Origin of the sequence: uncultured Nocardioides sp. (assembly GCF_902805925.1) — a bacterium.
GTDB lineage: Bacteria > Actinomycetota > Actinomycetes > Propionibacteriales > Nocardioidaceae > Nocardioides.
The window spans coordinates 23180-40227 of sequence record NZ_CADCUP010000085.1 but is presented as its reverse complement, the minus strand read 5'-3'; the positions used below and the strand labels follow the sequence as shown (position 1 = coordinate 40227).

The 17048-nt window shown below is 73.1% G+C and carries 14 protein-coding genes; 6 read left to right on the top strand and 8 right to left on the bottom strand.

Annotated elements, in window-relative coordinates; translation table 11 throughout:
- Window positions 1-145 precede the first annotated feature (145 nt).
- The 5 genes from lon to QZX64_RS06085 all read right to left on the bottom strand — a co-directional run bounded on the left by lon (window position 146) and on the right by QZX64_RS06085 (window position 8780).
- Window positions 146-2467 carry an endopeptidase La gene (gene lon / locus QZX64_RS06105; RefSeq protein ID WP_295657716.1) on the bottom strand — a complete coding sequence of 774 codons (2322 nt, stop codon included), beginning with the start codon at window positions 2465-2467 and terminating at the stop codon, window positions 146-148.
- Window positions 2468-2569: 102 nt separating this feature from the next.
- A complete protein-coding gene (locus tag QZX64_RS06100) occupies window positions 2570-3709 on the bottom strand; it encodes a PP2C family protein-serine/threonine phosphatase (RefSeq protein WP_295657715.1) in 1140 nt (379 codons plus the stop codon).
- Window positions 3710-3777: 68 nt separating this feature from the next.
- A complete protein-coding gene (locus QZX64_RS06095) occupies window positions 3778-6246 on the bottom strand; it encodes an FAD-dependent oxidoreductase (RefSeq protein WP_295657714.1) in 2469 nt (822 codons plus the stop codon).
- Window positions 6239-7147 carry a phosphotransferase gene (locus QZX64_RS06090; RefSeq protein ID WP_295657713.1) on the bottom strand — a complete coding sequence of 303 codons (909 nt, stop codon included), beginning with the start codon at window positions 7145-7147 and terminating at the stop codon, window positions 6239-6241. Before QZX64_RS06090 ends, QZX64_RS06095 begins: the two co-directional genes overlap by 8 nt.
- A gap of 10 nt (window positions 7148-7157) precedes the next feature.
- The gene (locus QZX64_RS06085; RefSeq protein WP_295657712.1) at window positions 7158-8780 is read right to left on the bottom strand and encodes an amino acid permease; all 1623 of its coding nucleotides are present in this window, start codon (window positions 8778-8780) and stop codon (window positions 7158-7160) included.
- A gap of 146 nt (window positions 8781-8926) precedes the next feature.
- Here QZX64_RS06085 and QZX64_RS06080 point away from each other — a divergent pair, with 146 nt between their 5' ends.
- The 6 genes from QZX64_RS06080 (at window position 8927) to QZX64_RS06055 (ending at window position 14427) form a co-directional block, all read left to right on the top strand.
- Window positions 8927-9661, top strand: a complete 735-nt coding sequence (locus QZX64_RS06080; protein ID WP_295657711.1) for a FadR/GntR family transcriptional regulator — start codon at window positions 8927-8929, stop codon at window positions 9659-9661.
- 25 nt (window positions 9662-9686) lie between these two features.
- The gene (locus tag QZX64_RS06075) at window positions 9687-11057 is read left to right on the top strand and encodes a glutamine synthetase family protein (RefSeq protein ID WP_295657710.1); all 1371 of its coding nucleotides are present in this window, start codon (window positions 9687-9689) and stop codon (window positions 11055-11057) included.
- A gap of 5 nt (window positions 11058-11062) precedes the next feature.
- Window positions 11063-12448, top strand: a complete 1386-nt coding sequence (locus QZX64_RS06070) for an aldehyde dehydrogenase (RefSeq protein ID WP_295657709.1) — start codon at window positions 11063-11065, stop codon at window positions 12446-12448.
- Window positions 12449-12490: 42 nt separating this feature from the next.
- Window positions 12491-13270, top strand: a complete 780-nt coding sequence (locus tag QZX64_RS06065; protein WP_295657708.1) for a 3-oxoacyl-ACP reductase — start codon at window positions 12491-12493, stop codon at window positions 13268-13270.
- A 1-nt stretch (window position 13271) separates the two neighbouring features.
- Window positions 13272-13970, top strand: coding sequence for a gamma-glutamyl-gamma-aminobutyrate hydrolase family protein (locus QZX64_RS06060; protein ID WP_295657707.1), 699 nt, complete (start codon window positions 13272-13274; stop codon window positions 13968-13970).
- A gap of 73 nt (window positions 13971-14043) precedes the next feature.
- On the top strand, window positions 14044-14427 hold the full coding sequence (locus QZX64_RS06055; protein ID WP_295657706.1) for a hypothetical protein: 384 nt from the start codon (window positions 14044-14046) through the stop codon (window positions 14425-14427).
- A 6-nt stretch (window positions 14428-14433) separates the two neighbouring features.
- On the opposite strand, the gene QZX64_RS06050 is transcribed toward QZX64_RS06055, so the two are convergent.
- Genes QZX64_RS06050 through QZX64_RS06040 form a run of 3 tightly spaced genes read right to left on the bottom strand, consistent with a single transcriptional unit; the run spans window position 14434 to window position 16958 of the window.
- Window positions 14434-14943 (bottom strand): RNA 2'-phosphotransferase, encoded by a 510-nt coding sequence (locus QZX64_RS06050; RefSeq protein WP_295657705.1) that lies wholly within the window; start codon window positions 14941-14943, stop codon window positions 14434-14436.
- Between the two features lie 40 nt (window positions 14944-14983).
- Complete coding sequence (locus QZX64_RS06045) at window positions 14984-15673, bottom strand: GAF and ANTAR domain-containing protein (protein ID WP_295657704.1); 690 nt, start codon at window positions 15671-15673, stop codon at window positions 14984-14986.
- A 10-nt stretch (window positions 15674-15683) separates the two neighbouring features.
- Window positions 15684-16958, bottom strand: coding sequence for a YpsA SLOG family protein (locus QZX64_RS06040; RefSeq protein WP_295657703.1), 1275 nt, complete (start codon window positions 16956-16958; stop codon window positions 15684-15686).
- Window positions 16959-17048 lie beyond the last annotated feature (90 nt).

Below are 17048 nucleotides of genomic sequence, written 5' to 3'. Positions count from 1 at the left end.
CCCGGGCTGGACGGAAGCTCTCGCGAGGGTGCTGTCCGCGATCCGTGAACAGTGGTCCGACCACATCGGTGGGAGCTACCCGGAACCCCCGCCGCCGGTCTGCTGACCGCGACGGGGGGCCTTCGGCGCGCGGGAGACGACCGCGTCAGGCGGCGACGGCGGCCGTGCTCGCCGTCGAGAGCGCGCCGCGCACCACGTCGAGGACGTCCCCGACCAGGTGCACCGTGACGGCCTCGCGGACCTCGGCCGGGACCTCGTCGAGGTCGGGCTCGTTGCGCTGGGGCAGGAAGACCTCGGTCAGCCCGGCGCGCTGGGCGGCGAGGAGCTTCTGCTTCACCCCGCCGATCGGCAGCACCCGCCCGTTCAGGGTCACCTCGCCGGTCATGCCGACCTCGGAGCGCACCGGCCGCCCGGTCGCGAGCGAGGTCAGCGCCGTCACCATCGTGACGCCGGCCGAGGGTCCGTCCTTGGGCACGGCCCCCGCGGGCACGTGCACGTGGATGGCCCGGTCCAGCACGGTCGGGTCGACGCCGAGCTCGGCCGCGTGCGAGCGGACGAAGGTGAGCGCGATCTGCGCGGACTCCTTCATCACCTCGCCGAGCTGGCCGGTCAGCGTGAGGCCGGCCGGGCCGTCGTGGGCGGAGGCCTCGATGAAGAGCACGTCGCCGCCCAGCCCGGTCACGGCCAGACCGGTGGCGACGCCGGGCACCGACGTCCGCTCGTGGACCTCGGGGGTGAACCGCGGGCGCCCGACCAGGTCGCGCAGGTCCGCCACGTCGATGTCGACCCGCTCGGCGCCGGTGGCGAGGCGGGTGGCCGCCTTGCGCAGCGCCTTCGCGAGCAGCCGCTCCATCTGGCGTACGCCGGCCTCCCGGGTGTAGCTCGCGGCCATCTCCCGCAGCGCGGCGTCGGAGACGCTCACCTCCTCGCCGGTCAGCGCGGCGCGCTCGAGCTGTCGCGGCAGCAGGAAGTCGCGGGCGATGGCGACCTTGTCGTCCTCGGTGTAGCCGTCGAGGGTGACCAGCTCCATGCGGTCCAGCAGCGCCTGCGGGATCTGCTCGACCACGTTCGCGGTGGCGATGAAGAGCACGTCGGACAGGTCGAGGTCGAGCTCGAGGTAGTGGTCGCGGAACGTGTGGTTCTGCGCCGGGTCGAGCACCTCCAGCAGGGCCGCGGCCGGGTCGCCGCGATAGTCGGCGCCGACCTTGTCGACCTCGTCGAGCAGCACGACCGGATTCCTCGACCCCGCCTCCTTGACGGCCCGCACGATGCGGCCGGGCAGCGCGCCGACGTAGGTGCGCCGGTGGCCGCGGATCTCCGCCTCGTCGCGCACGCCGCCGAGCGCGACCCGGACGAACGTCCGGCCCAGCGCGCGGGCGACGGACTCGCCGAGCGAGGTCTTGCCGACCCCCGGAGGCCCGGCCAGCAGGATGACCGCGCCGGAGCCCCGGCCGCCGACGACCTGCAGGCCGCGCTCGGCACGCCGCGCGCGGACCGCGAGGTACTCCACGATCCGCTCCTTGACCTCGTCCAGGCCGTGGTGGTCGGCGTCGAGCACGGCGCGGGCCGCGACGACGTCGGTGGAGTCGTCGGTGGTCACCTGCCAGGGCAGCTCGAGCACGGTGTCGAGCCAGGTGCGGATCCAGGCGGTCTCCGGGCTCTGGTCGCTGGAGCGCTCCAGCTTGTCGACCTCGCGCAGCAGGGCGGCGCGCACGGCGTCGGGCACGTCGGCGGCGTCCACGCGCGCGCGGTAGTCCTCGGGGCCCCCGGGGGACCCGGGCTCGCCCTCCCCCAGCTCCTTGCGGATGGCCGCGAGCTGCTGGCGCAGCAGGAACTCGCGCTGGCTCCTCTCCATGCCCTCGCGGACGTCCTCGCCGATCTTGTCGGTGAGCTCCGCCTCGGCGAGGTGGTCGCGGGTCCAGGCGATGAGCCTCTCGAGCCGCGACTCGACGTCGGGCTCCTCGAGCAGCTCGCGCTTGCGGTCGGAGGAGAGGTACGGCGCGTAGCCGGCCGCGTCGGCGATGGCGCTCGGGTCGGTCATCTGGTGCACCGAGTCGATGACCTGCCACGCCTCGCGGCGCTGGAGGACGGCGACGACGAGCCGCTTGTACTCCTCGGCGAGCTCGCGGGCGTGGTCGGTGACGCGGTCCTGGACCGGCTCGACCTCCACCCAGAGGGCCGCGCCGGGGCCGGTGACGCCGCTGCCGATGCGGCCGCGCTGCTCGGCCTTGAGGACGGCGGCGGGACTCCCGCCGCTGGACCGGCCGACGCGCTCGACGCTGGCGATGACGCCGTACGACGCGTAGCGGTCCTCGAGCCGGGGGGCGACCAGGACGCGGCTCTCGCTGCCCGCACGGGCGGCGTCGACCGCGGCGCGGGAGGACTCGTCGAGCTCGAGGGACACCACCATGCCGGGGAGGACGACGAGCTCGGAGACGAACAGGACGGGTAGACGGGTGTCGGACACGGTGTCCTCGCTTTCGGGCGGACCTGAGTGGTGTCGACTCAACCCTGCCCGGCACGCTGGTGTTCCGGCCGCGCGCCGTGTTCGTCCACAGCGGAATCCGGCTCAGCCGGAGGTGGTGCTGGCGCTCCCCACCCGGCTGCCGGCCGGGACCGAGCGGTGCAGGATGAGCACCGCCCGGTCGTCGTCGCCCGCCTCAACCCCCCGCAGGATCCGGCGCGCGGCCCCCGTGAACCCCACGCCGACGGCCTCGGTGGCGGCCGCCTGGAGCCATGCGATGCCGGTGTCGAGGTCGCTGTCGCGCGACTCCACGACGCCGTCGGTGTAGAACATCAGCGCGTCCCCGGGGGCGAGCTGCCCGACGGACCCGTGCAGCTCGGGCGCGGGCACGATGCCGAGGGCGGTGCCGCGGGCGTTGTCGATGTCCCACACGCCGTCGGCGGCACGCCAGCGCAGTGCGGGTGGGTGGCCGGCGCTGGTGATGGAGTAGCTGCCGGTCTCGAGGTCCACGAGCAGGTGCACGGCCGTGGCAAACGACTCGTCGGCGTGCTGGCGGAGCAGGAAGCTGTTGGCCGCCAGCATCAGCTCACGAGGGGGCAGCGCCCCGATCAGGCCCCCGAGGGCGCCGGCGAACTGCAGCGCCGCGGGGCCTGCCACCATGCCCTTGCCGCACACGTCCACCAGCACCATCTCGAGCTGTCGGTCCTCACGCAGGTCGGCGACGAGGAAGTCACCGGCGTAGTTGGCGTTGTCGGCGGCCAGCATCGCCGACTGTGCTGCCCATCCCCCCGGCAGCCGGGGCACGGTGCCCTGGGCCCGCAGCCGGTCGCGCAGGTCGACGAGCAGGGCCTCGCTGAGCGGCACCGGCAGGCCGGACCGCTGGCGGCTGGACTGGTAGAGGATCAGGGCGACCGCGGCCACCAGGGTGGCCAGGGCCGTCACCCGCGGTCCCGCGATCGGGCCGTCGTGCACCATCACCGTCGGCGCCGCGACGAGCACCGCCGCCGCCAGCAGCACCAGCGGCCGGAAGCGCAGCAGCAGCATGCCGAGCAGCAACCACACGAAGTACGTCGTCAGCGGCATCAGGCGGTAGTCGAACCAGCCGATGACGAAGGAGACCACCACTCCGGCGAGGAGCACGAGCAGCACGAAGACCTGGCTCTCGCTGGAGCCGGTGCGCCAGCTCACGACCCGGTCGTGGGCGTAGGCCGACAGCGCCCGGTGGGTGCGTCGAGGCGTCGGCATGGGAGGAGCCTAGGCGGCCGGGCCGCGCCGGCCGACCCCAAAGGACGAGCCTTGTGGAGAGCGGTTCCTCAGAGCGGCGCGCGGAGCGTGCAGGTCACGCGGTGGCGCTCCCCGGCGACGTCGACCTCTAGACCACCCGCGTCCAGCCACTCCTGCCGGACGGGTCCGTCGTGGCGCAGATAGGCCAGGCCGACCGTGCTGCCGACGGTCTCGCCCCAGGCCGCGCTGGTGACCTGCCCGACCGGCTCGCCGTGACGCAGGACCAGCTCACCGCCCCACAGGACGGCCCCCGGGTCGTCGAGCACGAAGGAGACGAGACGACGGCGCGCACCACCGGCGGCGAGAGCCGACCGGTGGTCGGCGAGGGCCGCACGACCCAGGAAGTCCTTGTCGGCGCCGAGCGCGGTCGCGAAGACCAGCCCGGCCTCGACGGGCGTGACGTCGGGGGTGAGCTCACGCCCGAACGCGCGGTAGCCCTTCTCCAGGCGCAGCGACTCGATGGCGTGGTAGCCGGCCTCGGTGAGGCCGAGCGCCCGGCCGGCGGTGACCAGCGCGTCGTAGACGTAGGCGGTGTCCTGCCACGGGACCGCCAGCTCCCAGCCCAGCTCGCCGACGTAGGTCATCCGGGTCGCCCGCACCCGGGCACCCGCCACCGTCAGCTCGCGGCTGGTGGCGAACCCGAACGCCTCCTCCGACAGGTCGGCGTCGACGAGACCGGACAGCAGGTCGCGGGAGCGCGGCCCCATCACGCCCAGCACCGACACGTCGTCGGTGCGGTCCTCGATCCTTGCCGAGCCTCCCACCCGCTCGTGCAGGTGGCGGCCGAACCAGTCGAGGTCGCGCACGGTGGTCGCCGAGCTGCTGACGACCCAGAACTCCTCGCTCGCCACCCGGGTGACGGTGAGGTCGGCCTCGTAGGTGGCCCGCCGGTTCAGCAGCGGCGTGTAGACGCAGCGGCCGGGCGCGACGTCGACGTCACCGGCGCAGACCCATTGCAGGCCCTCCAGCGCCCCGGGGCCCCGGACGAGGTACTTGGAGAAGGAGGTCTGGTCGAAGAGCGCGACCGCGCTGCGGGTGGCCCGCTGCTCCGCCGAGGACCACGGATGCCACGCCGGCCGGCCCCACGTGTGGTGCTCCTCCGCCGCGGCGGCGTCCTCCGTCGTGGGGGCGAGGTACAGCGGCCGCTCCCAGCCCATCCGCGAGCCGAACACCGCGCCGGCCGCGGCGAGCCGGTCGTGCACCGGCGACGTGCGGATCCCCCGTCCGGTCGACGCCTCCCGCAACGGCCACGGGATCGCGTAGTGCAGCCCGAGCGTCTCGGCGACGCGCTCGCGCAGCCAGCCGGTGTCGGCGGCGTACGCCCCGAAGCGGCGTACGTCGACGCCGACGAGGTCGCTGGTGGGCTCACCGGCCACGATCCACTCGGCCAGGGCGCGCCCGGCCCCGCCCGCGGAGGCGATGCCCACCGAGTTGAAGCCCGCCCCGACGAAGAACCCGCGCAGGCCGGGCACCTCACCGAGCAGGAACTGGTTGTCGGGCGTGAAGCTCTCCGGCCCGTTGTAGAACTTGCGGATCCCGGTCTCCTCCAGCGCGGGCACCCGCACCAGCGCCTGGTCCATCAGCACCGAGAAGTGCTCCCAGTCCTCCTCCAGCAGCTGGAACTCGAAGGGGTGCGGGATGGCGTCGGGCGGGACCCACGGCTTCGCGTCGGGCTCGAAGCCGCCCACGACCAGCCCGCCGACCTCCTCCTTGAAGTACGTCCAGCCGTCCGGGTCGCGCATGATCGGCAGGTCGGGGTGCACGCCGGGGACCGGCTCGGTGACGACGTAGAAGTGCTCGGCGCTGTGCAGCGGCACCGTCAGCGGCAGGCCGGCGAGCGCGGCGACCGCGGTCGCCCACTGGCCGGCGCAGTTGACGACCACCTCGGCCTCCACGTCGCCCCGGTCGGTCCGGACCCCGGTCACCCGCGGACCGGCCGGTCCGGCCGTGGTGGCGAGCCCGGTGACACGCACGCCCTCGACGATCTTGGCCCCACCCTTCCGGGCACCCCGCGCGAGCGACTGGGTGAGGTCGGTGGGGTTGACCTTGCCGTCCCCGGGGAGCCAGATCGCGCCCAGCAGGTCGTCGGTGCGCATCGGCGGCCACAGCTCGCCCGCCTCGTCGGGGGTGAGCATCCGGCACTCGAGGTCGTAGGCCGCGGCGTTGGCCGCGGTCCGCCGCAGGGCCACCATCCGGTCCTCGGTGCGGGCCACGATCACGCCCCCGACGTTGCGGTAGCCGGTGGCCAGGCCGGTCTCGGTCTCGAGCCGGTCGTAGAGCTCGGCGGAGTACTGCACCAGCCGGGTGCCGCCCTCGGTGGCGCGCAGCGGCCCCACGAGGCCGGCGGCGTGCCAGGTCGTCCCGCCCGAGAGGTGGCCCTGCTCGAGCACGAGCACGTCGGTCCAGCCCGCCTGCACCAGGTGGTAGGCCGTGGAGCAGCCGACGACTCCCCCGCCGACGACGACCACCCGCGCCCGCTCGGGCAGCGCCTCAGTCATCGGCCGCCTCCACCAGCAGGCGCTCGAGGTGGGGCCCGCGGAAGGTCGCGACGGCCTTCTCGTAGCGGTGCCGGCCCCACCCGGCGAAGTCGAAGTCCAGCGGGCTGGTGGCCGCCTGGATGAAGCCCCACAGCGACCAGCCGTACTCGCTGCGCAGCGACCCGAGCCGCACCCGCGCCAGCTCGCCGCGGGTCGGCGCACCGTAGTAGGCCTCGGTCCAGGCCTCGGTGCGCTCGGGCGGGAAGCCGCACTCCGTGGCGGTGTTGCCCAGCTCGAACGCCGCGTCGTTGGCGCCGGAGTACTCGTAGTCGATCAGCCGCACCTGCCGGCCGTCGTCGATGAAGTTGCCCGCCAGCAGGTCGTTGTTGCACGGCACGAGCACCCGGGGGCGCAGGGCCAGGACGCGGTGCACCGCGGTCCACGCGTCGGCGTGGTCGTCGTAGTCCGGCGGCAGCGCGAAGCCGTGGGTGCGCACGGTCTCCCGGTACGCCGCCTGGCGGGCGAGCATGTCGAACTCACCGGTGAAGGCCGGGCCGGCGTGCAGCCGGCGCACCGCGTCGGCGGCGCGTCGCAGGACGGCGGGGTCCTCGAACGACTCGTCGACCAGCGTCCGGCCGGGCAGGTAGCCGATGACCAGCACGCCGAGGTCGGGACGGAAGTCGAACACCTCGGCGCCCACGCCGGCGGCCGCGGCCGCCCGCGAGTTCAGGCACTCCGCCTCCCGGTCGATGCCGAGGAGCGCGGCGTCGCTGCCGCTCACCCGGACGACGTACGACGCGTCGGGGGTGTCCACGCGGTAGTTGCGGTTGGTCAGCCCGCCCGGCAGCTCCTCGACCAGGACCCGGCTCGCGAGCCGGGGCACCTGGTCGAGGAGCCGGTCGGGGCTCTCGTCCTCGGGCACCGTCGGTGTGTCAGCCGTCGAAGACGTCGACGACCGCTTGGTCGATCGTGCTCTTGGGCCCGGTGAACCAGTTCTTGGCCGACGCCTGCCACCAGATCGTCAGCAGGAGCAGCGCACCCAGGGTGAGCACCGGGGCGTAGTTGACGAACTTCGGCGAGAAGTCGTCGTTGAACGGGTTGCCCTGCGGCACGAACGGCAGCACGAAGTAGACGGAGATGATCGCGATCTCGACCACCGCCACGAGGTTCATCCACTTGTACTTCCGGCCGTTGTTCCACGCGCCCACCTCGAAGCGGTCGCCGATCCTCCAGCGCAGCCAGATGGGGATGAGGAAGGCCAGGTAGAGGCCGATCACCGCGACCGAGACCACCGCGTAGAAGGCGGTGGGCACGATGAGCGGCTCGGCCTCGGTGCCGATGTTGACCTCGATCAGTGCCGGCAGCGTGATCAGCGCCGACACCACGGCGACCAGCATCACCGCGTTGGCCGGCACGCGGGCGCCGGAGAGCCTCGACCACAGGCGGGAGCCGGGGATGGCGCCGTCGCGGCTGAAGGCGAAGGTCATCCGCGATGCGCTGGTCATGCACGCGGTCGTGCAGAAGAACTGCCCCGCCGCGGAGATGAACAGCACCAGGCCCGCCAGGCCGGCGCCCAGCGCGGAGGTGAAGATGTAGGCGACGCCGCCACCGCCCACCCCGGCGTTGTCGGGGAGGCCGTCGGGGCCGTTCGGCACGGCGAAGAGGAAGGCCAGGAGGAGGATCCAGCCGCCGATCGCGGAGTAGAAGATCGACTGCCAGATGCCCTTGGCCGCGGCCGAGGAGGCGGCCGAGGTCTCCTCCGAGAGGTGCGCGGAGGCGTCGAAGCCGGTGATCGTGTATTGCGTGAGCAGCAGGCCGAAGGGCACCACCAGCAGCCAGTACGTCGCCGTCGAGGTGGAGCCGTCGCTGTAGCCGGAGTTGTTGAAGCGCTCGGTGAAGACGTAGCCGAAGCTCTGGTGGTAGTCGGGGACGAACACCAGGATCAGCACGATGACCAGCGCGCCGACCACGTGCCACCAGACCGACACGTTGTTGATGATCGCCATCAGGTGGCCGCTGAAGATGTTGAGCAACGAGGCCAGGGCGAGCACCACGAGGAAGATCAGGAACACCCGGGTCAGCGAGTAGTCGGCGGCGAAGCCCTCAGACCACGTGCTGATGGTCAGGTCGATGAACGTCGCGCAGCCGTAGGCCACCGAGGCGGTCACCGCGACGAGCCCGATGAGGTTCAGCCAGCCCGTGAAGAACCCGGCGGCCGGGCCCCCGAGCTTGGCCGCCCACCAGTAGATGCCTCCCGAGGTGGGGTACGCCGAGACGAGCTCGCTCATGGTGAAGCCGATGATCAGGATGAAGCCGGCGATGATCGGCCATCCCCAGGAGATCGCGACGGGGCCGCCGTTGTTGAACCCCTGGCCGAAGGTCGTGAAGCAGCCGGCGAGGATGGAGATGATCGAGAACGAGATGGCGAAGTTGGAGAACCCCGACCACGTGCGGTTGAGCTCCTGCTTGTAGCCGAGCCGGGCCAGGTGCTGCTCGTCGTCGGTGAGCTGTGGGGAGTCGTGCCGCTCGTGGGCGGATTCGTTCGCTTCGGGCATGGGACACCTTCTCGGGAGGGCGGAGCCGACTGGTTCGGAGGCTAGACCCGCTCGCGACGGCCGTAAATACACCGGCGAAAAAAAGGTATGAACTCAGACCATTGAGCGATTGACACCGGCCCCGGCCGCCGCGAAGGATGACCGGCATGACGGCGTCCTCCGCACACCGGCTGCCGGAGGTCGTCCTCCGGCCGGTGCGCGGGCACCACGCCTTCGAGGCGTGCGTGGAGCAGCTGGCCCGCGCCATCAGGCTCGGCGTCTACCCGCTCGGCTCCGTCCTGCCGCCGGAGCGCGAGCTGGCCGAGCGCCTCGCCGTGAGCCGGGCGACCCTGCGGGAGGCGATGGCCGCGCTGCGCCAGGCGGGGCTCGTGGAGACCACCCGGGGTCGCGGCGGGGGGACCGTGGTGACCCACCAGCCGCGCAGCCCCTACGCCCGGCGTGCCGCGCGGATCACCGCCGTGCAGCGTCACGACTGGCTCGACGCCCTGGAGTTCCGGCGCCTCGTCGAGCCCGGCGCAGCCTGGCTCGCCGCCTCGGCGCGGCTGGGGGACGACCAGGTCACCCAGCTCGCGGAGGCGGCGGCCACGGTGGCCTCGGCCTCCCGGCCCGCCGACCACCGCCAGGCCGACTCCCGGTTCCACCTGACCGTCGCCGCGCTGAGCGGCTCGGACCGGACCATCGAGGCGGTGACCTCGGTGCAGTCGTCGCTGCACGAGATGCTGGCCGCGATCCCGGTGCTGGAGGCCAACATCGGCCACTCCCACCGCCAGCACCACCACCTCACGACCGCGATCGTCCGGGGCCGCCCCGACCGGGCCCGGCGCGTGATGGAGGAGCACTGCGACGACACCGCGGCCCTGCTGCGGGGCCTGCTCGGATGACCCCGACCCGATCCGGAAGGACACCATGACCGTCCCCAACGAGCGCTACCTCACCCTCGACCGGCTCCGTGCGCTCATCGAGTCCGACGAGGTCGACACCGTCGTGATGGCCTTCACCGACATGCAGGGCCGCCTCCAGGGCAAGCGCCTGCACGGGCGCTACTTCCTCGACGTCGCGCTGGAGGCCGGCACCGAGGGCTGCAACTACCTGCTGGCCGTCGACGTCGACATGAACACCGTCGAGGGCTACGAGATCTCGTCATGGCAGCGCGGCTACGGCGACATGGAGTTCGCCCCCGACTGGGACACCCTCCGCCTGCTCCCCCACCTCCCGGCGACGGCGATGGTGCAGTGCGACCTCGTGTGGCTCGACCACGCACCGGTCGTCCAGTCGCCACGCACGGTGCTCCGCACGCAGCTCGACCGGGTGGCCGAGCAGGGCTGGACCGCCCTGGCCGGCACCGAGCTGGAGTTCATCGCCTTCAACACCTCGTTCGAGGACGCGCACCGCGCGCGCTACCGAGAGCTCGAGCCGGTCAACCAGTACAACATCGACTACTCCATCCTCGGCACGACGCGGGCGGAGCCGCTGCTGCGCGCGATCCGCAACCACATGTACGCCGCGGGCATGGACGTCGAGAGCGCCAAGGGCGAGTGCAACTTCGGGCAGCACGAGATCGGCTTCCTCTACGCCGAGTCGATGGCCACCGCCGACAACCACAGCGTCTACAAGAACGCCGCCAAGGAGATCGCGGCGCAGCAGGGGAAGTCCCTGACCTTCATGGCCAAGTACAACCAGCAGGAGGGCAGCTCCTGCCACATCCACCTCTCGCTGCGCGGGACCGACGGCGAGGTCGTCTTCTGGGACGCCGACTCCGGCGAGCGAACTCCGCTCTACGACCGGTTCGTCGCCGGCCTGCTGGCGACCATGGCCGACTTCACGCTGCTCTACGCGCCGAACATCAACTCCTACAAGCGCTTCGCCGCCGGGTCGTTCGCCCCGACCACCATCGCGTGGGGGCTCGACAACCGGACCTGCGCCGTGCGCCTGGTGGGCCACGGCGCCGGGGCGCGGATGGAGAACCGCGTGCCGGGCGCCGACGTCAACCCCTACCTGGCGCTGGCCGCGATGCTCGCGGGCGGCCTGCACGGCATCGAGCAGGAGCTCGAGCTCGAGCCCGAGCTGGCCGGCAACGCCTACGTCAGCGGCGACCACGCGCGGATCCCGACGACCCTGCACGCGGCGCGCGAGGCCTTCGCCGGCTCCGCCGTCGCGCGGGCCGCCCTCGGCGACGCCGTGGTCGACCACTACACCAACATGGCCGACGTCGAGCTGGCGGCGTACGGCGCGGCCGTGACCGACTGGGAGCTGTTCCGCGGCTTCGAGAGGCTGTGACCGCGATGACCACCCAGACCAGTGGCCAGGCCACTGACCGGACGTTCACCGTCGTCAACCCGGCCACGGCGCAGGCGGTCACCGAGGTGCACCTGGCCTCGGTGGCGGAGACCGACGAGGCCATCGAGCGCGCGGCCGCCGCGTTCCCCGCCTGGCGCGACGTGGCGCCCGGCGAGCGGGCGCGGCTGCTGCGGCGCTTCGCCGCGGTCGTGGACGACCACGTCGAGGAGCTCGCCGACCTCGAGGTCGCCAACGCCGGCCACACGCGGGCGAACGCGCGCTGGGAGGCGGGCAACGTGCGCGACTGCCTCAACTACTACTCCGCCACCCCCGAGCGCCTCTTCGGCCGCCAGATCCCGGTGCCCGGCGGGGTCGACCTGACCTTCCACGAGCCGCTCGGCGTGGTCGGCATCATCGTGCCGTGGAACTTCCCCATGCCGATCGCGGCCTGGGGATTCGCCCCGGCGCTCGCCGCCGGCAACACGGTGGTCCTCAAGCCGGCGGAGCTGACGCCGCTCACCGCGATCCGCCTCGGTGAGCTGGCGCTGGAGGCCGGTCTCCCCGAGCACGTCCTCACCGTCGTCCCCGGCCAGGGGTCGGTCGTCGGGGAGCGGTTCGTGACCCACCCGCTGGTGCGCAAGATCGCCTTCACCGGCTCCACGGCGGTGGGCAAGCGCATCATGGCCGGCTGCGCCGAGCAGGTGAAGAAGGTGACCCTCGAGCTCGGCGGCAAGAGCGCCAACATCGTGTTCGCCGACGCCGACGTCGCCGCCGCGGCCACCAGCGCGCCGTACGCCGTCTTCGACAACGCCGGGCAGGACTGCTGCGCCCGCTCGCGGATCCTGGTCGAGCGCCGCGCCTACGACGAGTTCCTCGGCCGCCTGGAGCCCGCCGTGGCCGCACTGAAGGTGCTCGACCCGGCCGAGGAGTCCAGCGAGATGGGCCCGCTCGTCTCCTCGGGCCAGCGTGACGTCGTGCGCGGCTACCTCGACGACGTGGAGGTGGCGTTCACCGGCACCGACCCCGGCGGCCCGGGGTTCTGGGTGCCGCCCTCGGTCGTGCTGACCGAGGACCCCTCGGCGCCGATCTGGCGCGAGGAGGTCTTCGGCCCGGTGGTGGCGGTCATGCCCTTCGACGACGAGGCGCACGCCGTCGAGCTGGCCAACGACAGCGAGTACGGCCTGTCGGGGTCGATCTTCACCAGCGACCTGGGCCGCGGGCTGCGGGTCGCGCGCGCCGTCGAGGCGGGCAACCTGAGCGTCAACTCCCACGCCTCGGTGCGCTACTGGACGCCGTTCGGCGGCTACAAGCAGTCGGGCCTGGGCCGCGAGCTCGGCCCCGACGCGCCGCACGCGTTCACCGAGGAGAAGAACGTCTTCATCGCGCACTGAGCACTGAGCAGTCGGCGCAGCAACGGAAGGAAGTCACACCACATGTCAGGACGCATCGAGGGCAAGGTCGCCGTCGTGACCGGCGGCTGCTCGGGCATCGGGCTGGCCACGGTCCACCGCTTCGTCGAGGAGGGGGCCCGGGTCGTCATCGGCGACATCGACGCGGCCGCCGGGAAGGCGCTCGCCGACGGGCTCGGCGGCGTCGACGTGGCGACGTACGTCCAGGTCGACGTGACCTCCAAGGAGCAGGTCGACGCCCTGTTCCAGACGGCGAAGGACACCTACGGGTCGGTCGACATCGCGTTCAACAACGCCGGTATCTCGCCCCCCGAGGACGACTCGATCCTGGACACCGACCTCGACGCGTGGCGCCGCGTGCAGGAGGTCAACCTGACCAGCGTCTACCTGTGCTGCAAGGCGGCCCTCACCCACATGCTCGAGCAGGGGTCGGGCTCGATCGTCAACACCGCGTCGTTCGTGGCGGTGATGGGTGCCGCGACGTCGCAGATCTCCTACTCCGCCTCGAAGGGCGGCGTGCTGTCGATGTCGCGGGAGCTGGGCGTGCAGTTCGCCCGCCGGGGCGTCCGGGTGAACGCGCTGTGCCCGGGCCCGGTCAACACCCCGTTGCTCAAGGAGCTGTTCGCCTCCGACGCCGAGCGCGCCGCGCGACGCCTCGTGCACGTGCCGATGGGCCGGTTCGCCGAGCCCGAGGAGATGGCCGACGCCGTGCTGTTCCTGGCCTCCGACGAGTCGAGCTTCATCACCGCCAGCACGTTCCTCGTCGACGGCGGGATCTCGGGCGCCTACGTCACCCCGCTCTGAGATGGCCGCACCCGTCATCGGCCTGACGACCTACCGCGAAAAGGCGGCGTGGGGGGTCTGGGACCAGCGCGCCGACCTGCTGCCCTCGGGGTACGCCGGCGCCGTCGAGGCGGTGGGCGGCCTGCCCGTGCTCCTGCCGCCGGTGGGGCTGCCGCAGGCTGCGGAGACGGTCGTGGCGAGGCTCGACGCACTCGTGGTCTCCGGCGGCGCCGACGTGGACCCCTCGCGCTACCACGCGGCGCCGCACCCCCGCACCGCCGGGTGGCGTCCCGACCGGGACGCCTGGGAGCTCGCCCTCCTCGACGCGGCCGCCGCGGGCGGCCTGCCGGTGCTGGGCATCTGCCGCGGGATGCAGCTGATGGCCGTGCACGCCGGGGGTGCGCTCGTCCAGCACACCCCCGACGTCGTCGGCCACGACGAGCACAGCCCCGGAGGCGACGTCTTCGGGGAGGTGGCCGTGTCGACCGTCGCGGGCAGCCGGCTGCGCGGGCTCGTCGGCGACTCGCTCGCCGTGCGCTGCCACCACCACCAGTCGGTGGCCGACGCCCCCGGGTTCACGGTGGCCGCGCGGGCCGCCGACGGCACGCCGGAGGCGATCGAGCTGCCCGGTGAGCGGTTCTGCCTGGCCGTCCAGTGGCACCCCGAGAGGGTGGCCGACGTCGGGCTGGTCGCCGGGCTGGTCGCGGCCGCCCGGCCCTGATCGGACTCGGACCACCCTGACCGCGCGGTACGCCGCCCTTGGCCCCACGGTGTGGCCGGGTTACCGTGCCCGCGTGAAGCGTGAGCCCCACGAGACCGTCGCGACCGTCCTGGTCGACCCGGTCGCGCTGCGCGACCTCGAGCTGGCCCTGATGGTGCTCGACCTGCACGTCTGGCCCGTGCGCACCGCGCCCATCTGCGTCGACGGGCCGCGCCAGGAGTTCCAGCTGCGCCGCCGCCTCGTCGAGCAGCACCGCGGCGCCTGGGACGCGGCCGCCACCTGGACCCCCGTGTGGATCGGCTTCGGTGCCGGCTGGCGCGTCGGCGACGAGCCGCTCCCCTGGGAGGCGCACCGCACCCTGTGGCGGGTCCTGGACGCCTTCACCGCGCACGTCCGCTTCCGCCGCCGGCTCGGTGGCGTCCCCCGGCTGCCGGTCCCGGAGGACGTCGCGCGCTGATCGGGCTCAGCGGGCCAGGAACCGGGCGGCCACGCCGTCCTCGGCCAGCCAGACACCGTTGTCCGCCAGGAAGAACCGGGTCCCCGCCGCGTGCGCGGCCGCGGCGCCCACCTCGAGCACGACCGGGGTCCCCCGGCGCCCACCCACGCGGACGGCGGTGTCCCGGTCGGCGGAGAGGTGCACGTGGCTGCGTGAGCCCGGGAGCAGCCCGTGGGCCAGGATCTCCTCGACGGACGACGCGGTGGTGCCGTGGTAGAGCCGCGGCGGCGGCACGACCGGGACCCGGTGCATGGCGTCGGCGACACCGGCCGAGTGGCCCTGCGCGGCCCGGACCCGGTCGCCGTCCAAGGTGTAGCGACGCTTGCCGTCCGTGGCGACGATCCGCTCGAGGAGCTCGCGGGTCAGCCCGGGGACGCCCGCCACGATGTCGTCGACGTCGGCCCACCCGTCGCTGTCGAGGGCCACCCCGGCGGACGCCGGGTCGTGCCGCAGCACGTAGGCCAACCGCCGGGACATCCGGCTGTGCCGATCTCGGCTCACGAGCGCGACCGCTGCGTCAGCTCGGCGTCTCCCGGGTGCTCACCAGCTGCTCCGCGACCTGGTTCAGCTTCTGGTTGCGGTGCTGGGAGACCCGGCGCAGCACGTCGAAGGCCCGGTCGGCGGTGATGCCGAACCGCTCCATCAGGATGCCCTCGGCCTGGCCGATCACGGTCCGGTTGGTGACCGCGCGCCTGAGGTTGTCGGAGTCCTGCGCGGCGGCGACCGCGACCGCGATGTGCGCCGCCAGGGCCTGGCCGTGGAGCAGGTCGTCGTCGTCGAAGGCGTTCACGGTGCGTGAGTAGAGATCCATCGAGCCGAGGCTGTCGTCGGTGATGAACAGCCGGTAGCTCAGGCTGCTGCGCACGCCCAGCTCCTCGGCCATCGCATGTCCCCACTGTGGCCAGCGCTCGTCGCGCAGGAGGTCGTTCCCCCGGACGACCTCGTGCTCGCGGAGCGCGTCGTAGCACGGGCCCTGCCGCAGCTCGTACTGCAGCTGGTCGATGCGCCGGGTGAGCTCGTCGCTGGCGGCCGGCGTCTCGATCCCGTCCTTGCGGAGGATGGAGATGCCCGCCAGGTCGCACGCCTCGATCATCTCGGTGACGTTGAGGATCGCCCGCTCGAGGGTCTGCTGGGTGCCGTCCTCGGCCTGCATCGCCCTCGCCGCGACCGAGAGCTGCTCGGTGAACTCGTCCGTCTCGCCGTTCATGGCGTCTCCTTCACTCCGGGCCCGGCCCGGTGACGTCGTCACCCGCGCCGGATCCACCGTCGGGGTCCCTGCCGGTGCCCAGCTCGATGAGCGCGCCGGCCAGGTCGAGCTCGTCGACCCCCGCACGACGCGCCGCCTCCTGCAGGTCCGCACGCGCACCCTCGATGCTGACCCCCTTGACCACGGCCAGGATGCCCAGCGCGGTGTCGATCGTACGACGTCGCTGGACCTGGTCCGGGGCGGTCTGCGCCACCCGCCGGGTCCGGAAGGAGAGGTCGGCGTTGGACACGGCGCCAGGCACCCACGCCGAGAAGATCTCGGCGAGCTCCCGGTGATGTCCGCGAAAGGCTCCCTCCGACGCGGCGTACAGGTTGACCGTGCCGATCACCCGGGCGTCGACCAGGATGGGGAGCGTCAGCGTGCTGCCGATGCCGGCGGCGGCCGTCGCGGAGGCGAACGCCTGCCACGCCCCCTCGTCCAGGAGGTCCTCCCGGGCGTACTCGAGCACCTGCTCCGCGGCGGCGGCACCGACGCACGGCCCACCGACGAGGTACTGCACGCCGTCGAGCCGGGCCACGTCCTCGGACGTCGCGACCAGCGTGAAGGAGACCCCGTGGTCGAGCAGGGCGACGCTGAGACCCACGCAGTCGGGCACGACCTCCCTGACTCGGCGACCCTGCTCGAGCAGGCCCTGGAGCAGGCCTCGCTCGTCCGTCGCCTGCTCGAGACCGGAGATGGCCTCGCGGGTCTCGGGGATCGGCTCCAGGCCTCCGGTCGCGTCCGTCATGACGCCGTGGGTAACCGGAACGGTCCTGCCGCAAACGTCGCCCAGCGCCGCCACCAGGGTCCGGAGGGCGCGTGATCGCAGGCCGGGCGCCTCGCTCTCACGCGGACCGGCGACGTTGAGGGTGAGGCCGTCGCCGAGCGTGCGGAGCCACCCGACGACCGCGTCGGCATCCTCGGCCGACGCCACCAGCAGCGGCCTGCCGAGCTCCTCGGCCACCCGGGTCGTCAGGTCGGTGCCCGCGGACTCCCCCTCGCCCCACCGCAGCACGAGGGTGGCGTCGCTGTCGCGCACGTTCCACGCCGTGCGCACCGACGGCTCGGCCGTCGGTGTCTCGGACAGGCGTGGGAACAGGGCGAGCACCCCCGGGGGCTCGGGGAGGTCCTCGGCCCGGCCGCCCAGCGGGCACCACCCGCCGTACGGGAGGCCGAGCGCGGTGGCCGCCTCGAGCGCCGCCCGGTCGGCACCGGCCTGGCCCCCGGACACGACGCGCACGATCACGACCTCCAGTGTCGCGGATGCGTCGACGCCGTCGCCACCTGCGCGCCGACCACCGAGCCGGCGGCGATCAGCAGCGCGGTCCGCCAGTCG

Excerpts from the sequence above, each read along its gene's own strand:
- QZX64_RS06045 (WP_295657704.1), bottom strand. The coding sequence starts at position 15,673 with ATGAACGGCGAGACGGACGAGTTCACCGAGCAGCTCTCGGTCGCGGCG.
- QZX64_RS06085 (WP_295657712.1), bottom strand. The coding sequence starts at position 8,780 with ATGCCCGAAGCGAACGAATCCGCCCACGAGCGGCACGACTCCCCACAG.
- QZX64_RS06070 (WP_295657709.1), top strand. The coding sequence starts at position 11,063 with ATGACCACCCAGACCAGTGGCCAGGCCACTGACCGGACGTTCACCGTC.
- QZX64_RS06060 (WP_295657707.1), top strand. The coding sequence starts at position 13,272 with ATGGCCGCACCCGTCATCGGCCTGACGACCTACCGCGAAAAGGCGGCG.
- QZX64_RS06050 (WP_295657705.1), bottom strand. The coding sequence starts at position 14,943 with ATGTCCCGGCGGTTGGCCTACGTGCTGCGGCACGACCCGGCGTCCGCC.
- QZX64_RS06095 (WP_295657714.1), bottom strand. The coding sequence starts at position 6,246 with ATGACTGAGGCGCTGCCCGAGCGGGCGCGGGTGGTCGTCGTCGGCGGG.
- QZX64_RS06080 (WP_295657711.1), top strand. The coding sequence starts at position 8,927 with ATGACGGCGTCCTCCGCACACCGGCTGCCGGAGGTCGTCCTCCGGCCG.
- QZX64_RS06100 (WP_295657715.1), bottom strand. The coding sequence starts at position 3,709 with ATGCCGACGCCTCGACGCACCCACCGGGCGCTGTCGGCCTACGCCCAC.
- QZX64_RS06065 (WP_295657708.1), top strand. The coding sequence starts at position 12,491 with ATGTCAGGACGCATCGAGGGCAAGGTCGCCGTCGTGACCGGCGGCTGC.
- QZX64_RS06075 (WP_295657710.1), top strand. The coding sequence starts at position 9,687 with ATGACCGTCCCCAACGAGCGCTACCTCACCCTCGACCGGCTCCGTGCG.